General features: G+C 35.4%; 22 protein-coding genes. 17 read left to right on the top strand and 5 right to left on the bottom strand.

The genetic code is table 11. From position 1 onward, the window contains the following. Nucleotides 1-28: 28 nt before the first annotated feature. Nucleotides 29-1,516 carry a Na+/H+ antiporter NhaC gene (gene nhaC / locus ACFO5O_RS07110; RefSeq protein ID WP_387962306.1) on the bottom strand — a complete coding sequence of 496 codons (1,488 nt, stop codon included), beginning with the start codon at nt 1,514-1,516 and terminating at the stop codon, nt 29-31. Between the two features lie 89 nt (nt 1,517-1,605). Here nhaC and ACFO5O_RS07105 point away from each other — a divergent pair, with 89 nt between their 5' ends. Continuing rightward, nucleotides 1,606-2,625, top strand: coding sequence for a metal-dependent hydrolase (locus ACFO5O_RS07105; protein WP_387962304.1), 1,020 nt, complete (start codon nt 1,606-1,608; stop codon nt 2,623-2,625). A 1-nt stretch (nt 2,626) separates the two neighbouring features. Here the strand turns inward: ACFO5O_RS07105 and ACFO5O_RS07100 are convergent, their stop codons facing one another. Next, nucleotides 2,627-3,841 carry an aminotransferase class I/II-fold pyridoxal phosphate-dependent enzyme gene (locus ACFO5O_RS07100; RefSeq protein WP_387962302.1) on the bottom strand — a complete coding sequence of 405 codons (1,215 nt, stop codon included), beginning with the start codon at nt 3,839-3,841 and terminating at the stop codon, nt 2,627-2,629. 164 nt (nt 3,842-4,005) lie between these two features. Between ACFO5O_RS07100 and ACFO5O_RS07095 the strand changes: the two genes are divergently transcribed. The 3 genes from ACFO5O_RS07095 to ACFO5O_RS07085 all read left to right on the top strand — a co-directional run bounded on the left by ACFO5O_RS07095 (nt 4,006) and on the right by ACFO5O_RS07085 (nt 5,672). Further along, complete coding sequence (locus tag ACFO5O_RS07095; protein WP_387962300.1) at nt 4,006-4,470, top strand: Lrp/AsnC family transcriptional regulator; 465 nt, start codon at nt 4,006-4,008, stop codon at nt 4,468-4,470. Then, nucleotides 4,467-5,096, top strand: coding sequence for a CPBP family intramembrane glutamic endopeptidase (locus tag ACFO5O_RS07090; protein WP_387962298.1), 630 nt, complete (start codon nt 4,467-4,469; stop codon nt 5,094-5,096). Before ACFO5O_RS07095 ends, ACFO5O_RS07090 begins: the two co-directional genes overlap by 4 nt. A gap of 75 nt (nt 5,097-5,171) precedes the next feature. After that, complete coding sequence (locus ACFO5O_RS07085; RefSeq protein ID WP_387962296.1) at nt 5,172-5,672, top strand: hypothetical protein; 501 nt, start codon at nt 5,172-5,174, stop codon at nt 5,670-5,672. Here ACFO5O_RS07085 and ACFO5O_RS07080 read toward each other — a convergent pair whose 3' ends face one another. Next, nucleotides 5,673-5,879 (bottom strand): dodecin, encoded by a 207-nt coding sequence (locus ACFO5O_RS07080; RefSeq protein ID WP_387962294.1) that lies wholly within the window; start codon nt 5,877-5,879, stop codon nt 5,673-5,675. A gap of 128 nt (nt 5,880-6,007) precedes the next feature. On the opposite strand from ACFO5O_RS07080, the gene lpdA reads away from it, so the two are divergent. After that, nucleotides 6,008-7,408, top strand: coding sequence for a dihydrolipoyl dehydrogenase (lpdA, locus tag ACFO5O_RS07075; RefSeq protein ID WP_387962293.1), 1,401 nt, complete (start codon nt 6,008-6,010; stop codon nt 7,406-7,408). Between the two features lie 156 nt (nt 7,409-7,564). Further along, complete coding sequence (locus ACFO5O_RS07070; protein WP_387962291.1) at nt 7,565-7,933, top strand: hypothetical protein; 369 nt, start codon at nt 7,565-7,567, stop codon at nt 7,931-7,933. Here the strand turns inward: ACFO5O_RS07070 and ACFO5O_RS07065 are convergent. Next, complete coding sequence (locus tag ACFO5O_RS07065) at nt 7,930-8,709, bottom strand: S1/P1 nuclease (RefSeq protein ID WP_387962289.1); 780 nt, start codon at nt 8,707-8,709, stop codon at nt 7,930-7,932. The genes ACFO5O_RS07070 and ACFO5O_RS07065 overlap by 4 nt on opposite strands. Before the next feature lie 614 nt (nt 8,710-9,323). Here ACFO5O_RS07065 and ACFO5O_RS07060 point away from each other — a divergent pair. Further along, nucleotides 9,324-10,472 carry a leucine-rich repeat domain-containing protein gene (locus ACFO5O_RS07060; RefSeq protein WP_387962287.1) on the top strand — a complete coding sequence of 383 codons (1,149 nt, stop codon included), beginning with the start codon at nt 9,324-9,326 and terminating at the stop codon, nt 10,470-10,472. 8 nt (nt 10,473-10,480) lie between these two features. On the opposite strand, the gene ACFO5O_RS07055 is transcribed toward ACFO5O_RS07060, so the two are convergent. Further along, nucleotides 10,481-11,839 carry a DEAD/DEAH box helicase gene (locus ACFO5O_RS07055; protein WP_387962458.1) on the bottom strand — a complete coding sequence of 453 codons (1,359 nt, stop codon included), beginning with the start codon at nt 11,837-11,839 and terminating at the stop codon, nt 10,481-10,483. 43 nt (nt 11,840-11,882) lie between these two features. Here ACFO5O_RS07055 and ACFO5O_RS07050 point away from each other — a divergent pair, with 43 nt between their 5' ends. From ACFO5O_RS07050 to ACFO5O_RS07005, 10 genes are all read left to right on the top strand, one after another. Continuing rightward, the gene (locus tag ACFO5O_RS07050) at nt 11,883-13,238 is read left to right on the top strand and encodes an anthranilate synthase component I family protein (protein ID WP_387962285.1); all 1,356 of its coding nucleotides are present in this window, start codon (nt 11,883-11,885) and stop codon (nt 13,236-13,238) included. 3 nt (nt 13,239-13,241) lie between these two features. Further along, nucleotides 13,242-14,063, top strand: a complete 822-nt coding sequence (locus ACFO5O_RS07045) for an alpha/beta hydrolase (RefSeq protein ID WP_387962283.1) — start codon at nt 13,242-13,244, stop codon at nt 14,061-14,063. A 4-nt stretch (nt 14,064-14,067) separates the two neighbouring features. Beyond that, nucleotides 14,068-15,375, top strand: coding sequence for a tRNA lysidine(34) synthetase TilS (gene tilS, locus ACFO5O_RS07040; protein WP_387962281.1), 1,308 nt, complete (start codon nt 14,068-14,070; stop codon nt 15,373-15,375). Continuing rightward, nucleotides 15,376-16,995, top strand: coding sequence for an adenine deaminase (gene ade / locus ACFO5O_RS07035; RefSeq protein ID WP_387962279.1), 1,620 nt, complete (start codon nt 15,376-15,378; stop codon nt 16,993-16,995). A 21-nt stretch (nt 16,996-17,016) separates the two neighbouring features. Then, entirely contained in the window at nt 17,017-17,976 is a 960-nt protein-coding gene (locus ACFO5O_RS07030; RefSeq protein WP_387962277.1) for a YheT family hydrolase, read from the top strand. Between the two features lie 173 nt (nt 17,977-18,149). After that, the gene (locus ACFO5O_RS07025; RefSeq protein WP_387962275.1) at nt 18,150-18,605 is read left to right on the top strand and encodes a (2Fe-2S)-binding protein; all 456 of its coding nucleotides are present in this window, start codon (nt 18,150-18,152) and stop codon (nt 18,603-18,605) included. A gap of 12 nt (nt 18,606-18,617) precedes the next feature. Continuing rightward, a complete protein-coding gene (locus ACFO5O_RS07020; RefSeq protein WP_387962273.1) occupies nt 18,618-20,825 on the top strand; it encodes a xanthine dehydrogenase family protein molybdopterin-binding subunit in 2,208 nt (735 codons plus the stop codon). A gap of 15 nt (nt 20,826-20,840) precedes the next feature. Further along, on the top strand, nt 20,841-21,851 hold the full coding sequence (locus ACFO5O_RS07015; protein ID WP_387962271.1) for an XdhC family protein: 1,011 nt from the start codon (nt 20,841-20,843) through the stop codon (nt 21,849-21,851). Between the two features lie 18 nt (nt 21,852-21,869). Further along, entirely contained in the window at nt 21,870-22,475 is a 606-nt protein-coding gene (locus ACFO5O_RS07010; RefSeq protein ID WP_387962269.1) for a nucleotidyltransferase family protein, read from the top strand. 1 nt (nt 22,476) lies between these two features. After that, the gene (locus tag ACFO5O_RS07005; RefSeq protein WP_387962267.1) at nt 22,477-24,768 is read left to right on the top strand and encodes an FdhF/YdeP family oxidoreductase; all 2,292 of its coding nucleotides are present in this window, start codon (nt 22,477-22,479) and stop codon (nt 24,766-24,768) included. Nucleotides 24,769-24,770: the final 2 nt, after the last annotated feature.

Below are 24,770 nucleotides of genomic sequence, written 5' to 3'. Positions count from 1 at the left end.
AAGAGCCTTAAGATGCTTTGCGTATATTTTATTTAGTGGTTGTAAGTTGTTTGATTTTAATTGAAAATGCAGCAAAAAGTAGCGTCATAAACGGACTCAACCAGTTAAATATGGCAAAGAAAAAGTAATCCACAACAGGGACGCCCAAAACTCCACTTTGGTAAGCCCCACAAGTGTTCCAAGGTACTAAAACCGAAGTTACAGTTCCTGAGTCTTCTAGAGTTCGACTTAAATTTACGGGTGCTAGATTTTTATCTTCATAAGCTTTTTTAAACATTTTTCCTGGAACTACTATGGCCAAATATTGATCGGATGCAGTCGTATTTAAGGCTAAACAACTCGCAACAGTGCTTGCAAACAATCCGAAGGTGGTTGATGCTAAACTTAATAAGGCTTGGCTAATTCTGGCCAAAGCTCCTATAGCATCCATAACACCACCAAATACCATGGCGCAAATAATCAACCAAATGGTGCCAAGCATTCCAGACATACCACCAGCAGAAAACAGATCATTAAGTTCTGCACTTGAAGTTTCAACAGCCACGTCAACTGTCATGGCATTCATTACGCCTTTATAAGCTGAATTAAAAGTTAGACTATCTGCACCAGCAATAGTTGTCACGATATCAGGTTGTGCGATGATGGCTGCTACTGCTCCTAATAGCGTTCCAACGAGCAATGCAATTAAAGGAGATGTTTTTTTAACTATCATCAAAATCACAATTAAAGGGACCACAAAAAGCCAAGGCGAAATGTTAAAAGCAGAGTCTATAGCTATTAATTTATCTGAAATATCAGGAGTTCCTACAGTGTCAATATTCAAACCAATGATTATAAAAACAATGAGCGTAACCACAATTGTTGGAACTGTTGTCAAAGCCATATATTTTATGTGATCAAAAAGTTCAGCTCCGGCCATGGCGGGTGCAAGGTTTGTGGTGTCACTTAAAGGCGACATTTTATCACCGAAATAGGCGCCAGAAAGTACTGCTCCGGCTGTCATACCCATAGAAATTCCCAAGGTTTCACCAATTCCAATTAAGGCAATCCCTACGGTGGCTGAAGTAGTCCATGAACTTCCCGTTGCCACTGAAATAATCGCACAAATGATGACGCAAGCAGCAAGAAATATAGTCGGGTTTAAAATTTGTAATCCATAATAAATCATAGTTGGAATTATCCCGCTGATTAGCCAGGTTCCTGCCAATGCACCAACCATTAATAGAATTAATAGGGCTCCTGTAGTTGATTTTACATTTTCGGCTACTTCATCGAGCATTTGGGTATAGGAAACCTTATTGAAAAATCCAACAATAGCGGCCACTGCAGCGCCTAATAGTAAAATGAATTGATTACTTCCGCTCAAAGCATCGTCTCCGTAAACAAAAAACACATTGTAAAATAACATCACTACGAGGGCTATGACCGGTATTAGGGCTTCCCAAATATTTAGCTCTTTATTTTCAACAATATGTTCATCTTGTGGTTCACGTGGTTTGATGTCTTGGCTTTCCATTTAGAATAGTTTGAAATTGGATTGTAATGTTACGATTTTGAAAAACCATTTGCAAATGAAATTAGTTCTGTACTTTTGCGAAACTGTATATGGATTCACTAACTCAAATTGTTTTAGGCGCCGCTTGTGGCGAAGTTGCTTTAGGAAAAAAAATAGGTAATAGAGCCATGTTTTTTGGAGCTATTGGGGGTACAATTCCTGATTTAGACGTATTTGTAGGGCGGTGGCTCTATACAAACGAAATAGATATTATGGCATTCCATCGCGGTATAATGCATTCTATTTGGTTTGCAATTCTTGGGGCAATTGTGTTTGGATGGCTAGTATTTAGACTCTACAATAGTGGTAAACGAAAGCACACTACATCACTAAAAGATTGGATTTTGCTGTTTTTTCTTGCCATTTTCACACATCCAATTTTAGATGGTTTTACGCCTTATGGTACACAACTTTTTGCGCCATTTAGTGATTATCGCGTAGCTTTTAATACGATTTCAGTAGCAGATCCCGCTTATACTGTTCCGTTTTTATTAGCCATGATTGTGCTTATGTTTTTTAAAAGGCAATCTGATAAACGAAGATTATGGTTGAAATTTGCATTAGGTATTAGTTCGGCCTATTTGCTTTTCACTTTTGGAAACAAGGTTTATATTAATGCAGTTTTTAAAAAATCTCTGAACGATTCCGGTATAAGTTATGAACGTTTCCAAACACAACCAACTATTTTAAATAATATACTTTGGTTTGGTATTGCTGAAACAAATGATAGCTATTACGTTGGATTTTATTCTTTATTTGACACCTCATCAAAAGTTGAAGACTGGCAACGTCTTGCAAAGAATCATGATCTTATAGAGAATCGCACATCCGATATAGAAACATTGGCATGGTTTAGTAATGGCTATTATAATTTAACACCTTTAGAAAGTGGGGTGTATCGCTATAATGATTTGCGTTATCCTTCATTTGATAAGAATGATCCAAATAATGCAGTATTTAGTTTCATAATACAAAAAGAAGGCAAACGTTGGAACATATTGCCTTCTAATGGTAAAGCTCCTACTCGAGAAGATTTTAATTATTTGCTTAAGCGAATTAAGGGTAAATAAGTTAAACTAATTCTGGTTTTAAAATATCGAGTTGTTCCATACACTCACGCATGATTTGGTAGGTGCGCTTAATATCAGCATCCAATCCAATAGAAAATCGAATTAAACCATCACTTAATCCCATTTCAATCTGTTCGTTCTCTGGAATCTCTGAAGAGGTTGAACTGCCTGGTGCCGAGAATAATGTTTTATAAAACCCTAAACTTACAGCCAAATATCCTAAATTTTTCTCTTGCATGAGTTCCATTAAATCGTTGGCTTTTTTCTGATCGCCTACATCTATGGTTAACATGCCTCCAAAACCGTATTTTTCATTCATCATTGATTTAAATAATTCATGTGAAGGATGAGATTTTAATCCGGGGTATACAGTTTTTAAGCCGTCAGCCTCAAATTTTTCAGCTAAATAGCTTGCATTATAACTGTGCTGTTGCATTCTAATATGCAGGGTTCTTAAGTTTTTTAAAACCGATGCTGATCTAAAACTATCCATTGTAGATCCTAAAAGCATACATGCTCCATTATTTACATTTCTTAAGTCATTAATAAACTCTTGCGTTCCACAAATTACACCAGCGACTGTATCGCTAGTTCCATTGATAAATTTGGTTAAACTGTGAATAACTACATCGGCACCTAGTTTTACTGGTGAGATTGATAACGGAGAAAAGGTGTTGTCAACTACTAATTTAAGATTATGACGTTTTGCAATAGCTGAAAGGCCTTTTATGTCAGCAACCTCCAAAAGAGGGTTACTTACTGATTCACAATATAAAACTTTGGTGTTTTTGGTTATTGAGGCTTCAACAATATCCAATTTTGTTATATCAACAAAAGTGGTTTTGATATTGAATTTTGGAGCAAAATTTTTCAAGAAAGCATATGAGCCACCATAAATAGTTCTACTCGAAACTATATGGTCGTCTGCACCACACAATTGCATTAATACAGGAGTAATAGCTCCCATGCCTGAAGCTGTTACATTGGCAGTTTCTGTGCCTTCCATCGCTGCTAAAGCTTCACCTAAATATAAATTAGAAGGTGATGAATGACGAGAGTATAGGTAGCAGCCGTCTGCATTACCTTCAAAAGTATCAAACATTTTTTTTGCTGATAAAAAGGTATAGGTTGACGAATCTGATATAGAAGGATTTACACCTCCGAATTCTCCAAAATATTGTAAATCTTGAATATTGTTTGCGGGTTTAAATGCCATAGGTTTTAAATTAAATGCTTTATATTGCAAATGTCAGTATATTTAGATGATATATCAATTGAATTGTTTATATTTAGAAAATATATCTAAATAATATCATTTATATAGATATATTTATTAATTTAATTGAATTAACCTAGCTCAAAAAGAAAATTTTAAACTTTATGGCATTAGATAACCTAGACCGAAATTTGCTTCAGTTGCTTCAACAAGATTGTAAGCAGACCAATAAAGAATTATCTAACAAATTAAATTTATCGGTTACCGCAGTTTATGAGCGCATTAAAAAGTTAGAACGCGAGGGATTAATTTCTAAATATGTGGCTTTAGTAGATAAAAGTCATATTGGAAAATCATTTGTTGCTTTTTGTAGTATTAAGCTCATACAGCATTCTCAAGATTATGTAGTTAAATTCGAGAAAGAAGTTGCTAAATTGGAGGAAGTTTTAGAATGTTATCATATTAGTGGTGACTACGATTACTTGCTCAAGGTTATTGTCTCGGATATGGAAGCGTTTAGGGAGTTTATGGTAAAAAAACTGACCACGATTAATCATATAGGTAGTACTTATAGTTCTTTTATGATTAACGAAGTTAAACACACTACAGCAATTAGCGTTTTAAAATGATGTCATCCAAGTTTTACAAAAGCATTGAATTTTTTCTCATTTTTATTGTGACTCCTGTCAGTTTTACTTTAAACTATCCAATTTGGATTAAATTATGTATTGGACTGCTAGGGTTTGGCTATGTAATTTATGTGTTGTTAAAAGTGGAGCATAATAAATTCAAAATCGCTACGAATTTAGATTGGAAACAGTTTTTTAAACACACCATACTAAAGCTTTTAGTAATAATGGTTGTGACAACTTTATACATGTGGTTAATGGATAGTGACAACTTGTTCATCGTTTTTTTGAATAAGCCCTTGATGTGGTTAGTGTTGTTGTTTATTTACAGCTTACTTTCGGTATATCCACAAGAACTTATTTACCGAACCTTCTTTTTCCAACGCTACCAAAAATTGGTGTCTAATGATAAATTATTCATATTCATTAATGCAATTCTATTTTCATTAGGGCATTTGTTTTTTAGAAATGCATTGGTCGTCGTGCTAACATTTATTGGCGGATTGCTGTTTGCAGCGACATTCAACAAAACACGTTCAACTTTATTGGTGAGTATTGAACATGCTATTTATGGCTGCTGGTTGTTTACGGTTGGGATGGGAAGTATGCTGGGGTTTCCAAACTAAAGATTAACTTAAATACGTGTTAAACTGTCAAGTAGTATAAAATATAATGGTTAACTTTCTAAAAATTAATTCATTATGAAACGCAGTCAATTTCTTAAATCGGCAGGGGTAGCCTCTCTAATATTTCCGGCAACGGCATTACTTTCATTTAGAATAGAAGACGACCCACAATTGGATAAGTCATTAGTCCAAGAATTTGTGGGTAAATCGCATAGTGATCCTGATCGTGTCAAGGTATTATTGGCAGAACACCCTACCTTGTTAAACGCAGCCCATGATTGGAAATATGGTGATTTTGAAACAGGATTGGGTGCAGCCAGTCATGTAGGCAACAAAGATTTGGTCAAATATTTTATCGAGCAAGGAGCGCAAGCCAATATTTTTACTGCTGCTCTTTTTGGTCGAATGGATATTATAAAACCCATGTTGGATTTTTCGCCTAGTATTTTGCATGCCAAAGGCCCGCATGGTTTTACATTATTGCATCATGCCGATAGAGGTGGAGACGAGGCTTTAGAAGTCAAAGAATATTTAATGTCATTGGGAGCAAAGGAAACAAAAATCCCTCTCTACTAACTAGTTCATCGTAAATCCTAGTTTAATAGTGACTTGCCAATGTTCCACTTTTCCATTTTTTATACTCCCTCTTGAATCTAAAACCTCAAACCAACGCAAATTTTGAACCGATTTAGAAGCTCTTGCCAGTGCATTTCTAACTGCATCGTCACTTGATTTTTCAGAAGTTCCAACGATTTCGATTTTTTTGTATACATGATCTTCCATAATTGAATAGTTTTAATTGTTAAATACCCTATAAAATACTAAAAAATATGCAGAAGACCTATAGGTTTGAGTGAATCAAAATTTGTATTTTTGTACTCGTTTTAACAAAACTGAATAAACATTTTCTTATGAATTCATACGATGTAGCCGTTATAGGCTCTGGACCTGGTGGATATGTAGCTGCAATCCGTTGTGCACAGTTGGGCATGAAAACAGCAATTATTGAAAAATATGCAACCCTAGGGGGTACGTGTTTAAATGTTGGTTGTATTCCAAGTAAAGCACTTTTAGATTCATCGCACCATTATGAAGATGCTGTGAAGCATTTTGAAGAACACGGGATCGAAATTCCAGGTGATGTTAAGGTAAATCTTTCAAAAATGATCGAGCGCAAACAAGCTGTTGTAAATCAAACTACGGGCGGAATCGATTTTTTAATGAAGAAAAATAAGATTGATGTATATCATGGATTGGGTTCGTTTAAGGATGCAACCCATATTTTAATTAAAGGTGAAAAAGAAGAAGAAATTGAAGCTAAAAACACTATAATAGCAACAGGTTCAAAACCTTCTAATTTACCATTTATCACTTTAGATAAAGAACGCATTATTACTTCCACTGAAGCTTTAAAATTAAAAGAAATACCAAAACATTTAATTGTTATTGGTGGTGGTGTTATTGGTTTAGAGTTAGGTCAGGTATATGGTCGTTTGGGTTCTGAAGTAACGGTTGTAGAATATATGGACCGTATCATTCCAACTATGGATGGCGGATTATCTAAAGAATTGAATAAAGTATTTAAAAAAGCAAAATACAATATCAATGTGTCTCATAAGGTGAAATCTGTTGAGCGCAAAGGAGATGAAGTCATTGTAAAGGCCGATGACAAAAAAGGAAATGAAGTAGAATTTAAAGGCGATTATTGCTTGGTCTCGGTAGGCCGACGTCCTTATACCGACGGACTAAATGCTGAAGCTGCCGGTGTGAAATTAACCGATAGAGGTCAAATAGAAGTTAATGATCATCTTCAAACAAGTGCCAAAAACATATATGCTATTGGCGATGTGGTTAAAGGTGCAATGTTAGCACATAAGGCTGAAGAAGAAGGTGTTTTTGTAGCTGAAACTTTGGCTGGACAAAAACCACATATTGATTATAATTTAATCCCTGGTGTAGTCTATACATGGCCAGAAGTGGCTAGCGTAGGTAAAACAGAAGAAGAATTAAAAGATGCAGGAGTCGACTTTAAAGTTGGTCAATTCCCTATGCGTGCTTTAGGCAGAAGCCGTGCAAGCATGGATTTAGATGGTTTTGTGAAAATACTTGCAGATAAATCAACTGATGAAATATTAGGCGTTCACATGATTGGTGCACGAGCGGCAGATATGATTGCTGAAGCAGTAGTAGCTATGGAATATAGAGCTTCTGCTGAAGATATTTCAAGAATGTCGCATGCACATCCAACATTTACTGAAGCTATTAAAGAAGCAGCTTTAGCGGCGACAGAAGACCGTGCGTTACACATTTAATCAATATTAATTTGTAATAAAACGAAAATTTATACGATTTAAATAAAAGTGGTCTGTTGACCACTTTTTTATTTTGAATCGTTAAAAATTGATTTTGTTAATGAAATGTTAATCAAATGGATTAACTTATTGGCTTATAACTAATAACCAATCATTATGAAATCCATTTTACTATTAGTTTGTACTATAATAGGAGTTACCTGTTATTCGCAAACCATTGATATTCCTGACAAAAACTTTGAGCTCGCTCTGATTGAAAAGGGTATAGATAGTGATAAAACCGTAAATGGTGTACTATTGCGAACAGATGCCCAACTTGTTACGTTTTTAGATGTTAATAATAAACAAATCCAAAGTTTAAAAGGTATCGAAGCTTTTACATCTCTTAAATATCTAGACTGCAGAAACAACTATTTAACGCGTTTGAATTTGAATAGTAATCTTGCTTTGGAAACACTATTTAATGATGTCAACAATACGATTCAATATAAAAATTCGCGAGAATTATTAAGTTGGTTTTATTAAAAAAGCTCGTTTAAAGTTTTTGCTAATCGAATTCCTGCTAATTGAATTTGCTTTCGTGCAATATTTAAGTAGCGATACGAATACTCATTTCTTAAGTTTTCTCCAGATTCTACCGAGTTATAAACCTCTCTAGTCAACACATGAGTTTCGTTTACCCAATCTATCACCGAACCTTCTTGAATAGCCTTTATTTGCGCCTTTGAAAGATAGTCGGCATTATGGGCAAGTTCAGAATAGCTCATACCGTAATCATCAATCATTTTACTGTCCCAAACCGAATGCAGGTTGGTATCTCTAAATTGCCATTGCACCTTAAAATCGTTTCCTCCGCGATCTTCTTCAAGACCAATATGCATGGGTTGGTGCAGATCACCAATGAGGTGAATGAGCATACGTAAATAAAATGCTCTGTCTTCTTTTGAAGCATTCTTGTCTTTTATCACCGTTTTACAAAATTCAATCCCTGAAACCAAATCGCCTTCAGGGTGCTGATTTGTAGTATCATATTCGGAATCTAATGGCATATTAATGTAGTGCCATGTATAAAATTTTGAATATTGTCGATCTGATTTTATTTCATCGGCATAAGTTGACACAAGCGCTAAAGATTCGTGATTAAGCAATTTTTTAAGTTCTCGCTTTGTGTTATTGGTAAGATATTGGTCTGCAATGGCACCTACTGTACGATGACCGGTTTTACCCCATCTGGATCCTGCATTTAATGGGTATAAAAGGAATAAGGTAACAATAAGCGTGAAGACTACTTTGAGATTCATATTGAAATTAGTTTTATGAGATTAATTTATGCTCAAAGATATTTGATATAGATGAATTTTTTATAGTACGAATGTTTTTTAAGTAATAATCTGATGTTTAGGTTGCTTAAAAGACTGATTTTCATTATCTTGAAACTTGTAAGCATTCATTTTAAATTGAGCTAGCTGTCTTAAATCTACTTCTTTTTAAAAACTTTGTCTGTTCATGTTATTTAATTAGAAAAATATTATTTAATATGAAAACTCCAATACTTGTAATTGTTTTTGCTTTGTCATGCCTCGCTGCCTATGCACAATATACAGCAATACCAGATTCCAATTTTTAACAAGCGTTAATCGATTTAGGAATAGATTCTGAAGGCGGACCGACAGATGGTCAAGTTTTAACCGCAGATATTAGCGGTGTTACTACACTAAATGTTTCTTCAAAAGGTATAACAGATTTAACGGGTATACAAGCTTTTACAGCTTTAGAAACGTTACATTGTTATAGCAATGTTTTTCTTTCTTCCTTAAATGTATTTAATAATACTGCATTGACAGAAATTCGTAGCTATAACTGTGATATCACAAGTTTAACATTGCCCAACAACAATATTCTTACATATTTAAGTATGGGAAATAACAATTTAAGTGGTTTAGATGTTAGTGCCTATCCCTTATTGACCTATTTATCATGTAGTAATAATTTTGGAAACAGTATAGGTAATTTAGATCTTACTTCAAATCCTAATTTAACTACATTATATTGTCAAAATGCAGGTATAACAAGTTTAGATGTCACACAGTGCATGAATCTAGATATATTAGTGTGTTACGATAATTCGTTGACCAGTTTAGACCTTTCAGCAAATACTGCCTTAAGTGAAATTAGATGTTATTCAAGCGGTATAAATACGTTAACATTCACAAATAGTAATTACAATGCTTTGCTATACCTAGATTGTAGTGATAATCCAATTGGTTCATTAGATGCTTCAGTGTTTCCTAATTTACAAACCTTATATTGCTCGAATAACAATTTAAGCACACTAGATGTTACAAATTTAACGAGCTTAATAGATTTTGGTCTTTGGAACAACAACCTCTCAAGTTTAGATTTGTCTAATAATGCGAATTTGGAGTATGTTGAACCAGGCAGTAATACAAATCTTTCTAGTTTAACTTTACCTACTAATAAGACCACCTTAACGCAATTATGGGCCTACAACATGAATTTATCTTCCTTGAACTATTCTGAATATACTCAATTACAATATTTGGATATTGGCATCAATAATTTCACCACTGCAGATATTAGTATGTTACCTAATTTAATTGAATTTTATTGCAATGACAATAGCTTAACTTCTCTAAATTTGAGTAACGGTAATATTGACGGTTTGGCTTGGATGTGGGCACATGACAATCCAAGTTTGACATGTATACAAGTAGACGATTTAGCAAAAGCAGCTGCTAAATCAAGTCCAAATTGGCAGAGAGATGGAAGTGCAAGCTTTTCTCTTAATTGTTCATTGGGCATAGATGATTTTAATAAAGACTCTGTGACGCTGTTTCCGAATCCAGTAAAAGACAAGTTTGAAATAGATCTTAAAATAAACGCTTCCTTTTCCTTAATAAATATGTTTGGGCAGGAACTAAAAACAGGAACCTTTGTAGCTGGAAATAATACTTTGGATATAGGGTCGCTGTCTAATGGAATATATGTTTTAAATCTAGAAACGACTGAAGGAAAAATGGTTAAACGAATCATTAAGGAGTAGGCAATTTACTATTTTTTCTTGTTTCGTTTATTATAATTTTTGTCGCCTCGGGTTTTTGGTTTTTTGTATTTTTTCGCAATTTCTCTTCGGTAGGAACCTCCTAAATTTTCCTTCTTGTTCTTGTCTTTTTTCTCATGAAAAGCGGGTCCGATAGCATCTTTTTTACGTTTATGTGGATTGTTTGGTTCTAGTACTTGTGGTCGTTCTTCTTCAATTAATTCAGTTGAAATTGCAACGTCTTCAGGAAAAGCTTGCAACATCACATTGATATTCATGTAGGTTTCAATAGTCTGAAAAGCCTCTAATTCACTTGCAGTAGAAAAAGTAATGGCTTGTCCTTTCTTTTCGGCACGTCCAGTTCTACCTATGCGGTGCATATAGTTTTCAGGATAGTTTGGCGTGTCAAAATTGATGACATGGCTTACATTGTCAATATCCAATCCACGAGCCATTACGTCGGTTGCAATTAAAATGCGGTGTTGACCGCTTTCAAAATTCTCAATACTTCGTAATCTGTAATTCTGGGTTTTATTTGAATGAATTACGCAGCATTCACCGTGAAACAGTTCTTCTAATTGGTCAAACAAACGATCAGCCATTTTTTTGTAGGCCACAAAAATGAGCACTTTACTAAAATGATCTGTATCACTTAATAAATAATTGAGTAAATTAACTTTGGTATAAAAATTAGGAACTTCGTAGCGTTCCTGTGCAATGTTTTCCAAAGGAGTTCCCGAAACAGCAATAGTTATTTTTTGTGGAGCAATAAAGAAATCGTTGATTAAAGCATCCACATCTTCAGTCATCGTGGCCGAAAACATAATATTTTGGCGACGTTCTGGAAGAATATCAAATATGTTTAATAATTGATGTCTAAACCCTAAATCTAGCATTACATCAACTTCATCAATAACTACTTTTTGAATAGACTTAAGTTTCAAAACATGGCTTACAGCCAAATCGTATAAGCGCCCTGGTGTAGCCACGATGATATCTTGACCTTGCGCGACGTCTTGTTTTTGGGTGTTAATATTAGTGCCTCCGTAAACGCCAAGGACTCTAACGTTTATATATTTAGCAAGTTTTTCAATTTCTTCTACAACTTGTACAACCAGTTCACGAGTTGGAACCAATACCAAAACTCGCGGATTTTCTTGAGTTGAAAACTTTAAATTTCTAAGAATGGGCAACATATAGGCAAAGGTTTTACCTGTACCCGTTTGCGCAATACCTACAACATCTTTCCCTGAAGCCACAACACCAAACGCTTGTTCTTGAATAGGTGTAGGATGAGTAAATCCCAAGTCATCAATAGCATTGTAAAGTGGCGTGTTTAAATTTAAATCCTGAAAGGTAGTCTGGTTCACAGCGGTTAATTTAGTTTGCAAAGGTAATAGTTTTAATTTTCATATGGGATGTTGCGATTACGTACTTATTTGCTGTAATTTGCAGGAGATTTATACAGCCTTGCGAACTCACCATACACATAGTATTAACAACATCGATGAATTTAAAAATCGATTGCTTCATTGGGCTCAACAGTTTAATGAGGTGGTTTGGTTAGATTCTAATTCGTATAGTGAGCATCAAAACACTTATGACCTTATAGTTGCTGTAGAAGCATTTTCAAATCTTCAGGCAACAACATATCAAGCGTTTAAAGAATTAAGAAGCTATCAATCCAAAGTTAAAGACTGGATATTTGGTTATTTAACCTACGATTTAAAAAATGATTTGGAAGACCTAGAATCACAAAATAAGGATGAATTAGAATTTCCTGAATTATGGTTTTTTCAGCCTAAAAAAGTGTTTTTGATAAAAGGAACAACTGTAGAAGTTCAGTATTTAAAGGAGTATCATGATGCTATTAATCTCGATTTAAAACAAATCGAGAATTATTCAGTATCAAAAGAAACCAATGTAAATGACAGCAAGCAAATTAAAATCAAACTACAAATTCATAAAGATGCTTATGTTGAAAAGGTGACAGCGATGTTAACGCATATTCATCGTGGGGATATCTATGAAGCTAATTTTTGTCAAGAATTTTATGCAGATAATACACACATTAACCCTTTAGAAACTTATTTAAAATTAAATGCAATTTCAAAACCACCGTTTGCAACTTTTTTGAAGTGTGACGATAAGTATTTATTGTCGGCTTCACCAGAACGCTATCTAAAAAAAGCAGGTCATAAAGTAATCTCTCAACCCATTAAAGGAACTGCCAAACGCTCTTTAGACCCTATTCAGGACGCTCAATTAAAATTTGATTTAGAACATGACCAAAAGGAAAGAAGTGAAAACATCATGATAGTAGATTTGGTGCGTAACGATTTAGCGCATACTGCCCTAAAAGGAAGCGTTGTGATTGAAGAATTATGTAAAGTTTATAGTTTTGAACAAGTGCATCAAATGATTTCCACTGTTAGTTCAACAGTTGAAGCATTTACACATCCGGTAGATATTATTGCATCTACATTTCCAATGGGAAGTATGACTGGGGCTCCAAAGATTTCAGCAATGAAAATCATTGAAGAACTTGAAGAAACTAAACGCGGATTGTATTCGGGTGCAGTGGGTTATATAACACCTGAAGGTGATTTTGACTTTAATGTGGTCATACGAAGTATTCTATATAATGAAAGTAAGAACTATGTCTCATATTCAGTAGGGAGTGCTATCACAGCAAAAAGTGACCCTTTAAAAGAATATGAAGAATGTTTGATAAAGGCAAAAGCTATGCGAGAGGTCCTTGAAAACTAATTTATGAATCAACAATTTACATTAAATGTGCATAATACCAAGTTGTTTGGACAGTACTGGCAGTCCATGGTAGTTAATAGGGTTGTGGTATTGGTTCATGGTATGGGAGAACATTCATCCAGATATGAACGATTTGTCATTCCTGAGCTTCTTACGCAAGGATACGCCGTTGTCGCTTTCGATTTGTTTGGGCATGGAAAATCAAATGGAAAAAAAGGGTGTGTGCCTAGTTATGAAGCATTATTAGAAGCTATTCATGTAACTATAAATGCAGCTGAAAACTTATTCCCCAATACTCCAGTTATTCTATATGGTCATAGCTTAGGGGGTAATCTTGTGCTTAATTATGCTTTAAAAAGGCCGCACAATTTAAAAGCAGTTATTGCATCGAGTCCATTCTTACGTTTGGCATTTCATCCACCAAAGTGGAAAATGATTCTTGGTAAATTACTATTAAAAATTGCACCATCTGTAACTATGCCAAGTGAATTAGATGTTAGTGCAATTTCAAGAGATGAAGATGAAGTCATACGTTATGTAAGCGACCCACTAGTGCATGATAAGGTAAGTCCAATGTATACTTTTCCAGTTATTGCTGCTGGAAAGTGGGCAATTAAAGCTGCAAAAACCTTGCAAACCCCCACGCTCCTGTTACATGGCACTGGCGATCGTATTACAGATCATAAGGCGTCAATTGAGTTTTGCAATGAAACAAATTACGCTCATTTGGTAGTGTTTGACGATGGTTTTCATGAATTACATAACGATATTTGTAAAAATGAATTCATGGAATCTATTTTAAGCTGGTTGAAAACTTTAAATTAGTAGAATGTTAAGGTCTTTTCAAAATCATATAGATCACAATTTAGCTTTTATAACTAAGGGCAAACTGCTTGTCGCTATTTCTGGTGGTTTAGATAGCGTGGTTTTGACGCATTTATGTCATAAATTAAAACTCAATATAAGTTTAGCGCACTGCAATTTTAATTTAAGAAATGAAGAAAGTGATGCCGATGAAGATTTTGTTTTACAATTAGCTGAAGATTTAGATTTAGAAGTATTTATTGAAAGTTTTGATACCGAAGATTATGCAAAAAATAATAAGTTGTCTACACAAATGGCTGCTCGTGAATTGCGTTATCAATGGTTTGAAGATTTAGCGACTCAACTTCAGTTCGATTATATATTAACAGCTCATCATGCCGATGATAATTTAGAAACCTTCCTTATAAATTTATCACGAGGAACAGGATTGGATGGTTTAATAGGGATTCCCGAAATCAACGGAAATATTGTACGACCTTTATTGAAGTTTTCAAGGGAAGATATAGAAACTTATGCCACTGCCAACAAATTAAAATGGCAAGAAGACAGTAGCAATGCGTCTACAAAATATCTACGAAATAAACTGCGTCATGAAGTCATTCCTGTTTTAAAAGAAATCAATCCACAAATACTTCAGAATGTAGAAATAACCCAAGTGCATTTACAAGAAATTTCTGAAATTGTAGATGATACACTTGCCGAAGTGCAAAAAAAAGTAGTTTCTATTGAAGGCGAAATCATCAAATTCAATATTAAAAAATTACTTCAACTGTCACATCCCAAAGCCTATTTATATCAACTTATTAAGTCCTTTGACTTTCCTGAAATTAACGATGTTTATAATTTAATAACCGCGCAATCAGGGAAACACGTATTTTCAGCCACACATCGATTATTGAAAGATCGTGAATTTTTATTGTTGAGTGAATTAACCTCTGATATATCATTAAATCAAGATATTAATTATAATGATAAACAAATTCAGTGCTCTTTAGGTCACTTAACTTTTGAAGAGGTTGAAGCCATTGGAGAGGTGTCTAAATCAGTAATCTATGTTGATAAGGATACTTTGGAATTTCCACTTACTTTAAGATCTTGGCAAGAAGGGGATGTTTTTTTTCCTATAGGTATGAAAGGAAAAAAGAAAGTGGGTAAATATTTTAAAGACGAAAAACTTTCTTTGATTGAGAAAGAACAAAGCCAATTACTATGTTCGGGAACTAAAATAATTTGGATTGTTGGCAGACGGGCTGATAATCGCTTTAAAGTTACAGAATCGACCCAACATATTTTAAAGATTCAATTACAATAAATGAGAATACAAGGGCAAATCGTAGATATACGCAACAAGCACATTTACAAAGGAGAAATCACTCTCGACCAAGGTAAGATTGTATCAATTGTAGAAAAAGACCACAACGTAAATCATTTCATTCTTCCTGGGTTTATAGATGCTCATATTCATATTGAAAGTTCTATGTTAGTTCCAAGTGAATTTGCACGATTGGCAGTAACTCATGGTACTGTTGCTACAGTTTCTGATCCCCATGAAATTGCCAATGTTTTAGGTGTAAAAGGCGTTGAATTTATGGTTGAAAATGGTAAGAAAACACCTTTTAAATTTAATTTTGGTGCACCTTCTTGTGTGCCTGCTACAAATTTTGAATCGGCTGGAGCAGTTATTGATGCTCAAGGCATAAAAACACTTCTTGAAAATCCCGATATCAAATATTTAGCCGAAATGATGAATTATCCCGGGGTTTTATTTGATGACGAAGAGGTGCTTAAAAAAATCGACTGGGCCAAACACTATAACAAACCTATTGATGGCCATGCACCTGGTTTAAGAGGAGATAGTTTAACCAAGTACATAAATGCTGGGATTTCGACCGATCATGAATGTTTTAGCTATGAAGAAGGATTGGAGAAATTACAAAAAGGGATGAAGGTCATTATACGTGAAGGTAGTGCAGCTAAAAACTTCGAAGCGCTAATCGATTTACTGCCCGAGCATTTTGAAAACATGATGTTTTGTAGTGACGATAAGCATCCAGACGATTTGATTTTACATCATATTAATAAGCTTTGTGCTAGAGCGGTAGCAAAGGGAGTCAATGTGTTTAAAGTACTTCAGGCGGCATGTTTAAATCCTGTAAAGAATTACAAATTAGACGTAGGTACTCTGAATATAGGTGATCCAGCCGATTTCATAGTAGTTGAAGATTTAATTAATTTTAAAACACTCCAAACTTATATTGAAGGCCATTTAGTGTATGATGGGAAAACTTCTAAAATAAATTCTGTTCCTTTAGATGTTTTAAACAATTTCAACACCTCAAAAAAGAATGAATCTGATTTTAGTTTTAAATCAAAAGCCAAACAGATTAGAGTAATTGAAGCTTTAGAAGGTCAATTGGTTACCAATGAAATAATTGCCGATTCTTTGATTAAAGATGGATATTTAGTTTCGAATATTGACATGGATATTTTAAAAATGACGGTTGTTAATCGTTATTCTGATCAAAAACCATCAATTGCTTTTATCAAAAATTTTGGACTTAAGGAAGGTGCTATAGCCTCATCTGTAGGTCATGACTCCCATAACATCATAGCAATTGGAGTATCTGACGAAGCCATTTGTAAAGCAGTGAATTTAATTATAGAACATAAGGGAGGCGTAAGCGCCGTTTCGGAATCACAATCGTATATACTACCACTTCCTGTGGCAGGAATTATGAGCGATAAGAGTGGTGAACGTGTGAGCAAAGACTATAGTAAATTAGATGCCATGGCCAAACAATTGGGATCAAATTTGAATGCGCCATTTATGACCTTGTCGTTTATGGCATTATTAGTCATTCCTAGTTTAAAATTAAGTGACAAAGGTCTTTTTAACGCCGATAATTTTAAATTTGTAAACCTAGAACTATAAGCTCTAAACCAACTACAAAACATGCCAATACTTCAAGCTTCCTACAAAGCACCTTATTTTTTTAGAAACGGATTTGTTTCTACAGTCTATTCAGGATTAATTAGGAAAGTCAAAGGGGTTAAGCAGCAACGTGAACGTATAACTCTATCAGATGGCGATTTTATGGATCTCGATTGGAGTTATGGTAAAGAGAAAAGTAATAAGCTTATTATTTTACTACATGGATTAGAAGGAAATGGCCAGCGCCCATATATTACCGGAACAGCAAGGTTGTTTAATGACAATGGTATTGATGCTGTCGCTGTTAATTTTAGAGGATGTAGTGGTGAATTAAACTTAAAATACCGCTCTTATCATTCGGGAGCTACCGAAGATTTAGATGAAGTTGTAAATCACATTTCACAATCAAAACAATATACCGATATCTACATAAAAGGTATTAGTCTTGGAGCTAATTTGGCATTAAAATATGCAGGTGAACGTAATGAAATTCCAGAACAAATCAAAGCTATCGTCGCTGTGTCTGTACCCTGTGATTTAAATGGATCTGCCAAGGAATTGCATAAATTAAAAAATATACTTTTTCACGAAAACTTCAGGCGCTACCTAGTTCGCAGATTAAAGCAAAAGCAGATACAACATCCCAATAATTTAAGTGTTGAAACCCTTAATTCAATCAAAACCCTTAATGATTTTGACGAAATTTACACCTCCAAAGCCCATGGATTTAAAAATGCATTAGACTATTATACCAAATCTAGTAGTTTACAATTTATCCATAGTATAAAAACGCCCACACTAATCATCAATGCCATAAACGATTCATTTTTATCGCCAGAGTGTTATCCTGTGAAAGCCGCTAAAAATAACTCGAATGTATTTTTAGAAATGCCGCAACATGGTGGTCATGTTGGATTTGTTACCTATAATGGTTGTTACTACAATGAAAAACGAGCTTTAGAATTTGTAGAGTCGCTTTAACCTTGTTTTAACTTAATATTTTCGATATCTCAACTGACACCAAAATTAATTTGAGTGCTTGGTACTTAATTCTTTGTTAAACTAAACTAAACTCTGTTTTTTTTAGTATTTTTATGGAACACCTTGAGAAATCTTCTTTTTTCAGATAATATTATTAATTAAAACTTCTAAATATGCCAAAGTACAGTTTAAAAATCAATGGGGAAAAACGATCTGTTGAAGTAGATTCCGATACGCCTTTATTATGGGTATTGAGGGATGAAATAGGCTTGGTAGGTACCAAGTATGGTTGTGGTGTTGGTCAATGCGGTGCGTGCACAGTTCATGTAGATGGTAGTGCAACACGTAGTTGTTTATTACAAGTATCTCAAGCTGAAGGCATGAAAATCACCACCATTGAAGGACTTTCTAAAGAGGGTGATCACCCTGTTCAAAAAGCGTGGTTAGAACATGATGTTCCACAATGTGGTTATTGCCAAGCTGGGCAAATTATGACCGCAGCCGCATTATTGGAGAGCAATCCAAACCCTTCTGATAAGGAAATTGAAACAACTATGAGTGGAAATATTTGTAGATGTGGGACATATTTAAGAATAAAGCAAGCTGTCAAAACGGCATCAAAACTCTAAAAAGAAAAAGTCATGACACTCGTAAAAACACAATATAATCGTCGTTCATTTTTGAAAGTATCAGTAGCCGCAGGCGGAGGAATGCTTATCGGGTTTAGCTGGTTAACAGGTTGTACTTCGGAGAAAAAAATAGAAAAAATTGCCATTCCAAATGAATGGTTTGAAATCAATGGTTATATAAAAATAGGTGATACAGGTTTAGTCACCATATATTCACCAAATCCTGAAATTGGACAAAACGTTAGGACCTCAATGCCAATGATTGTGGCAGAAGAATTAGATGTCGATTGGAATAATGTTGTTGTTGAACAAGCACCTTTAAATACAGGTTTCTATCAAAATCAGTTTGCTGGAGGTAGTTTGTCCATTAGATTAAGTTGGAACGCTTTGCGATTGGCAGGTGCTACTGCGAGACGCATGTTGTTAGAAGCTGCTGCAAAGGAATGGAGTGTTCCTGTAGGAGATTTAACCGTTGACAAAGGTGTTATTAAAGAGAAGAATGGCGAACGCACCATTGGTTATGGAGAAATTGCTTCAAAAGCGGTAGGGATTGAAATTCCGGAAGAGGTTGAACTAAAAGAAATTAAAAATTTTGAATTAATAGGTACCAGTAAGAAGAATGTTGACGGATCAAAAATTGTCACAGGTGAACCTTTATTTGGTTTAGATTTTACGAGGGAAGGGATGAAGTTAGCAATGATTCAACATCCTCCCGCTTTTGGAATGAAGCTTATAGATTTCAATGAAGATGAAATCAAAGCTATGTCAGGTGTTTCTGATGCATTTATAGTAGACATATCCATCGATGAACCAGATTGGAATGATGAAAAGGGTTTTCTTCAACTTATAGCTATTGTAGGAGATTCTACATGGCAGTTAATGAAAGCTAAAAAAGCTATAAAAGCCAATTGGGAAACCGTTAGTGAATTGGAAAACTCCGAGATGCATTCAAAAAAGCTAGAGCAAGCACTCGCCTCTGGATCAGGCAATGTTGATCAAGCTCGAAAAGATGGCAACCCTGATGCCGCTTTTAAAAAGGCCGCTAAAGTTATAGAGCGTACGTATACCTCCCCATTTATGGCGCACAATACTATGGAGCCCATGAATTTCTTTGCTAATGTTACCGAAAATTCGGCAGAGCTCATTGGCCCAACACAAATGCCCGAACCTTTAGAGAAATCGGTTTCAAAATTATTAAATATGCCTCTTGAAAACATTACGGTTAACATGACGCGTATGGGAGGTGGTTTTGGAAGACGACTTTATGTACATTATGGTTTAGAAGCAGCTGTTATATCTAAAAAAATAGGTAAGCCCGTTAAACTTATTTATTCAAGAGAAGATGATATGACACAAGGGACCTATCGTCCTGCATATCGTTCTACTTATAAGGCTGGTCTGGACGAAAATAATAACCTTATAGCATTCTCTGTGAAAGGAGTGGGATTGCCTGAAGGACCTATTTTCCCAAATCGTTTTCCTGCAGGAACGGTAGATAATTATTTAGCTGAAAAAATTAATACCGAAACCAATGTCACAACAGGAGCATGGCGAGCACCACGATCGCATTTTACGGCTGGTGCAGAACAATCATTTTTAGATGAGGTGGCTGAATTGGCAGGAAAGGATCCTATAGATTTTCGATTAGAATTATTTGATCGTGCCATAAATAATCCTGTTGGAGAAAAGAACGAATATGATGCAGAGCGTTACGCAGGTGTTCTAAAGCTAGTCAAGGAAAAATCCAACTGGGGTGAAAAACTACCAGGCGTTTATCGTGGTGTGGCGGCATACTTTTGCCATTCTACTTATGTTGCCGAAGTCGTTGATTTGGTTCTGGAAAATGGGCATCCTAAAGTCAAAAAGGTATGGTGTGCTGTGGATTGTGGAATTGTCGTCAATCCTGATGGCGCTGTAAATATGATTCAAGGTGGGGTTATTGATGGTATTGGCCACGCCATGTATAGTGAACTAACATTTAGCAATGGTGCTGCTAATGAATCGAACTTTGATAAATATCAATTAATTCGTCATTCGCAAGCTCCTGAAGAGATAGAAGTGTTTTTTGTTGAAAACGAAATTGACCCAACTGGATTAGGAGAGCCTGGTTTACCGCCCGCGGTTGGTGCTTTAGCCAATGCCATTTATGCGGCAACTGGTCAGCGTTTAACGCAGCAGCCTTTTGCAAAATATTTGAAGCCAGAAAAAATTATAGGCTAATCTGATATACCATTTATGACGCACGAATTCAAGACTATTGTTGAGCATTATCTAATTGCCAAAAACGAAGGCTTAAAATCTGTTTTAGCAACTGTGGTTGATTTAGACGGATCTTCATATCGAAAACCTGGAGTACGCATGTTGATACTCGAGAATGGAACCATGATTGGTGCAGTGAGTGGTGGTTGTGTTGAAAAAGACGTGCTGCGACAGTCGGAATCCGTTTTTAAAACCGGAAAACCAAAAATGATGACCTATGATGGACGATATCGATTGGGTTGTGAAGGGATTTTATATATTTTGATAGAAGAGTTTTCTCCTGAAAAAAGGTTCTTTAAAGCTTTTGAAAATGCTTTGTTAAACCGTAATCCGTTTAACATCAATTGCTTTTATTCCAAAGCTGTTGGAGAGCATGAAGGTTTGGGTTCTGATATTCAAATCAATAATGAAGTTTATAATCTTTCAACCCACACCAAAGCTAGAGGATCACTTTCAGTGTTTACGGAATCACTTCAGCCGTGTTTTAAACTCATCATTTTTGGAGCTGAACACGATGCTGTTCAACTGTGTAAATTGGCACATTTTAACGGATGGGAAGTAACCGTGGTTTCAGGACCTTTAGAGTCCAAAAGTATTCAGGATTTTCCTGGAGCGACCGCATTTTTTTCGGTCTCACCAGATACCTTGGAGCTAAATTCTATTGATAATGAAACGGCGATTGTAGTAATGTCTCATAATTTTGCAAATGATTTAAAATATTTGTTAGAAATAAAGGATACAAAGCCAGCATACATCGGACTTTTAGGGCCTAGTAAACGCCGTGAAAAATTATTGTCTCAATTCATAGAATATTGTCCAGATGTTGAAGAATCGTTTTTAGATCGTCTTTATGGACCAGCGGGATTAAATATTGGAGCCGAAACGCCTCAAGAAATTGCAATTTCAATAATTTCAGAAATTTTATCGGTGATTAGAGCGCAAACGCCCATGCCACTCAAAGAAAAATTGGGACGTATTCATACTTAAGCTTTTAAAATACACGTCGTGTCCAAAATTGCCATACTCGTTTTAGCAGCTGGAAGCTCCACTAGAATGGGGCAGCCAAAGCAACTTCTTAATTGGGGAAAGAGCACCTTGTTGGGACACACAATTGAAACCGCGCTTAAGCTTAATGCGGATGAAATCGTCGTGGTTTTAGGAGCTAACTTTAGTTCTTTACAAAATGAGATTAAAAGTTATCCGGTTACAATTTTAAACAATTTGGATTGGGCGCAAGGTTTGGGAACCTCAATTGCTTCAGGAGTGCGACTTCTTCTAGAATCTTCTACCCAATTTGATGGCGTACTTATTGTTTTGGCAGACCAACCTTTTATTGACAGTGACTATTTAAAGAAGATGATACATGGTTTTAACCCTGACCAAAAGCAAATTTTAGCAACTGCTTATGACGAATTCATACAAGGCGTTCCTGTTTTATTTGATGCCCTTTATTTTGAGGAACTTTCAAAATTAAAAGGTGATATTGGTGCAAAACAGTTTATAAAAAAGCATCAATCCTTGGTAAAAACTTTAGTTCCTCCAGTAAAAAACGTAGATTTAGATACTTTAGAAGACTATGAAAAGGAATATCGTTTAAAATTCAAAACTTAAAATGAGTGTGCCTTCAAAAGATAACGCCAAAACTCCCGAAACCTTTACCAGTTTAAAGGTTTCAACACCACCTAAAACAAGTGCTGGTCTTGACGCCATCAAATCATCAGTTCATCAGGTTTCTAAATACATGAAACCATTGGATGCTGTAAAACTGGCTTTCAAAATTAATCAAAAAGGTGGTTTTGATTGTCCAGGTTGTGCATGGCCAGATCCAGACGATGAGCGTTCTTCATTGGGTGAGTATTGTGAAAATGGCATTAAAGCTATTGCCGAAGAAGCCCAAAAAAACTTAATTGATAGTGATTTCTTTAAAAAACATAGTGTAAGCCAATTATCTAGTTGGACTGATTTCGAAATTGGTAAATCGGGTCGACTTTCGCGTCCCATGTATTTACCCGCTGGGGCTACACATTACCAGCCTATAACTTGGGGAGAGGCATTTGAGAAAGTGGGCAAACATTTAAATGCGCTGGATCATCCTGATGAAGCAATTTTCTATACTTCTGGTAGAACAACCAATGAAGCTGCTTTTTTATATCAATTGTTCGTTAGGGAGTTTGGGACATCCAATCTGCCCGATTGCTCAAATATGTGCCATGAAGCCAGTGGCAGCGCTTTATCACAAACTTTGGGAATTGGTAAGGGTTCAGTCACGCTTGATGATTTATATAAGGCCGAACTTGTAATAGTTATAGGTCAAAATCCTGGGACTAACCATCCCAGAATGCTAACGGCTTTAGAAAAGTGTAAAACCAATGGAGGAAAAATAATTGCGGTTAATCCTTTGCCTGAAGTTGGCCTAATTAAGTTCACAAATCCGCAAAATCCATTGAAATTAATTTCTGGAGGAACAACTATTGCCGATGTTCATGTGCCAATAAGCATCAATGGCGATGTTGCCTTTTTAAAGGCCATATTGTTGAAATTATTAGAAAAGGAAGAAGAAAGTGCAGCAGTTTTTGATAAAGAATTTATTGAAGGCTATACTGATGGATATGATGAGTTTATTTCAGATTTAAAGCGCTATAATTTTGAAGATTGCTTAAAGCTGTCAGGTATTTCAGAAAATGTTTTTAATGAAGCTTTTGAACTCATATTAAATCATAATAAAATTATTATTTGTTGGGCCATGGGCTTAACGCAGCACGTAAATGCCGTTGACAATATTCGAGAACTTGTCAATTTATTACTGCTGAAAGGAAGTATAGGAAAAGAAGGTGCTGGTACATGTCCTGTTCGCGGACATTCAAACGTTCAAGGCGATAGAACCGTAGGTATTTGGGAATCTGCTCCACAAGCCTTTTTGGATAGAATTGAAAATAAATACGGATTTAAGCCAACGTCAAAACACGGGTACTCCGTCATTGACGCCATAAAAGCGATGCACGAGAAAAAGGCAAAAGTGTTTTTTGGTTTAGGCGGAAATTTTATTTCAGCTGTCCCGGACACGAGCTATTCGGCTGAAGCGTTATCCAACTGTAACTTAACGGTCCATGTTAGTACCAAACTCAACCGATCGCATTTGGTTACAGGTAAGGAAGCACTAATTTTACCATGTTTAGGCCGTACTGAAAAGGATTATCAAAAAACAGGAGTGCAGATACAAAGTGTTGAGAATTCTATGGGCATTGTATCTTCAACCAAAGGCGTTTTAGAGCCGTGTTCGGATTTATTGATGAGTGAAGTTGCTGTAGTTTGTAATTTGGCTTATGCAACATTAAAAGGCCGGACAAAAATCAATTGGTTGGCTTACGTAGATGATTATAACATGGTGCGTGATGATATTCAGGAAGTAGTTGAAGGGTTTCAAGATTACAATTCCAAATTAATGCAACCCTCGGGATTTTATTTACCAAATGGTGCTAGAACCCGGGAATTTAAAACAAATACAGGAAAGGCACATTTCAGCATTAATAAATTGCCTGGTTGGGAGTTAAAGGATGATGAATTGATGATGATGACCATCAGGAGTCACGACCAATTTAACACGACTATTTACGGTTTAAACGATAGGTATCGCGGTATCTATAATGAACGGCGCATTATTTTTATGAATCGTGACGACATGAAACAACGTGGTTTGAGAGAAAAGCAGGTTGTTCATTTAAAATCTAATTATAAAGGTGTCACTCGAGAAGCAAAAAACTTTAAAGTTGTAGGTTACGAAATCCCGAAAAACTGTTGTGCAACCTATTTCCCTGAAACCAATGTTCTAGTCCCTTTAGATAGTTTTGCACATACAGCAAAAACTCCGGCATCCAAAAGTGTGAAAATCACTATTGAAACATAAAA

The sequence above is a fragment of the Geojedonia litorea genome (genome assembly GCF_042654525.1).
GTDB lineage: Bacteria > Bacteroidota > Bacteroidia > Flavobacteriales > Flavobacteriaceae > Geojedonia > Geojedonia litorea.
Note: the sequence above shows the minus strand (reverse complement) of the source record. Positions and strands in the feature narration are given on the sequence as shown.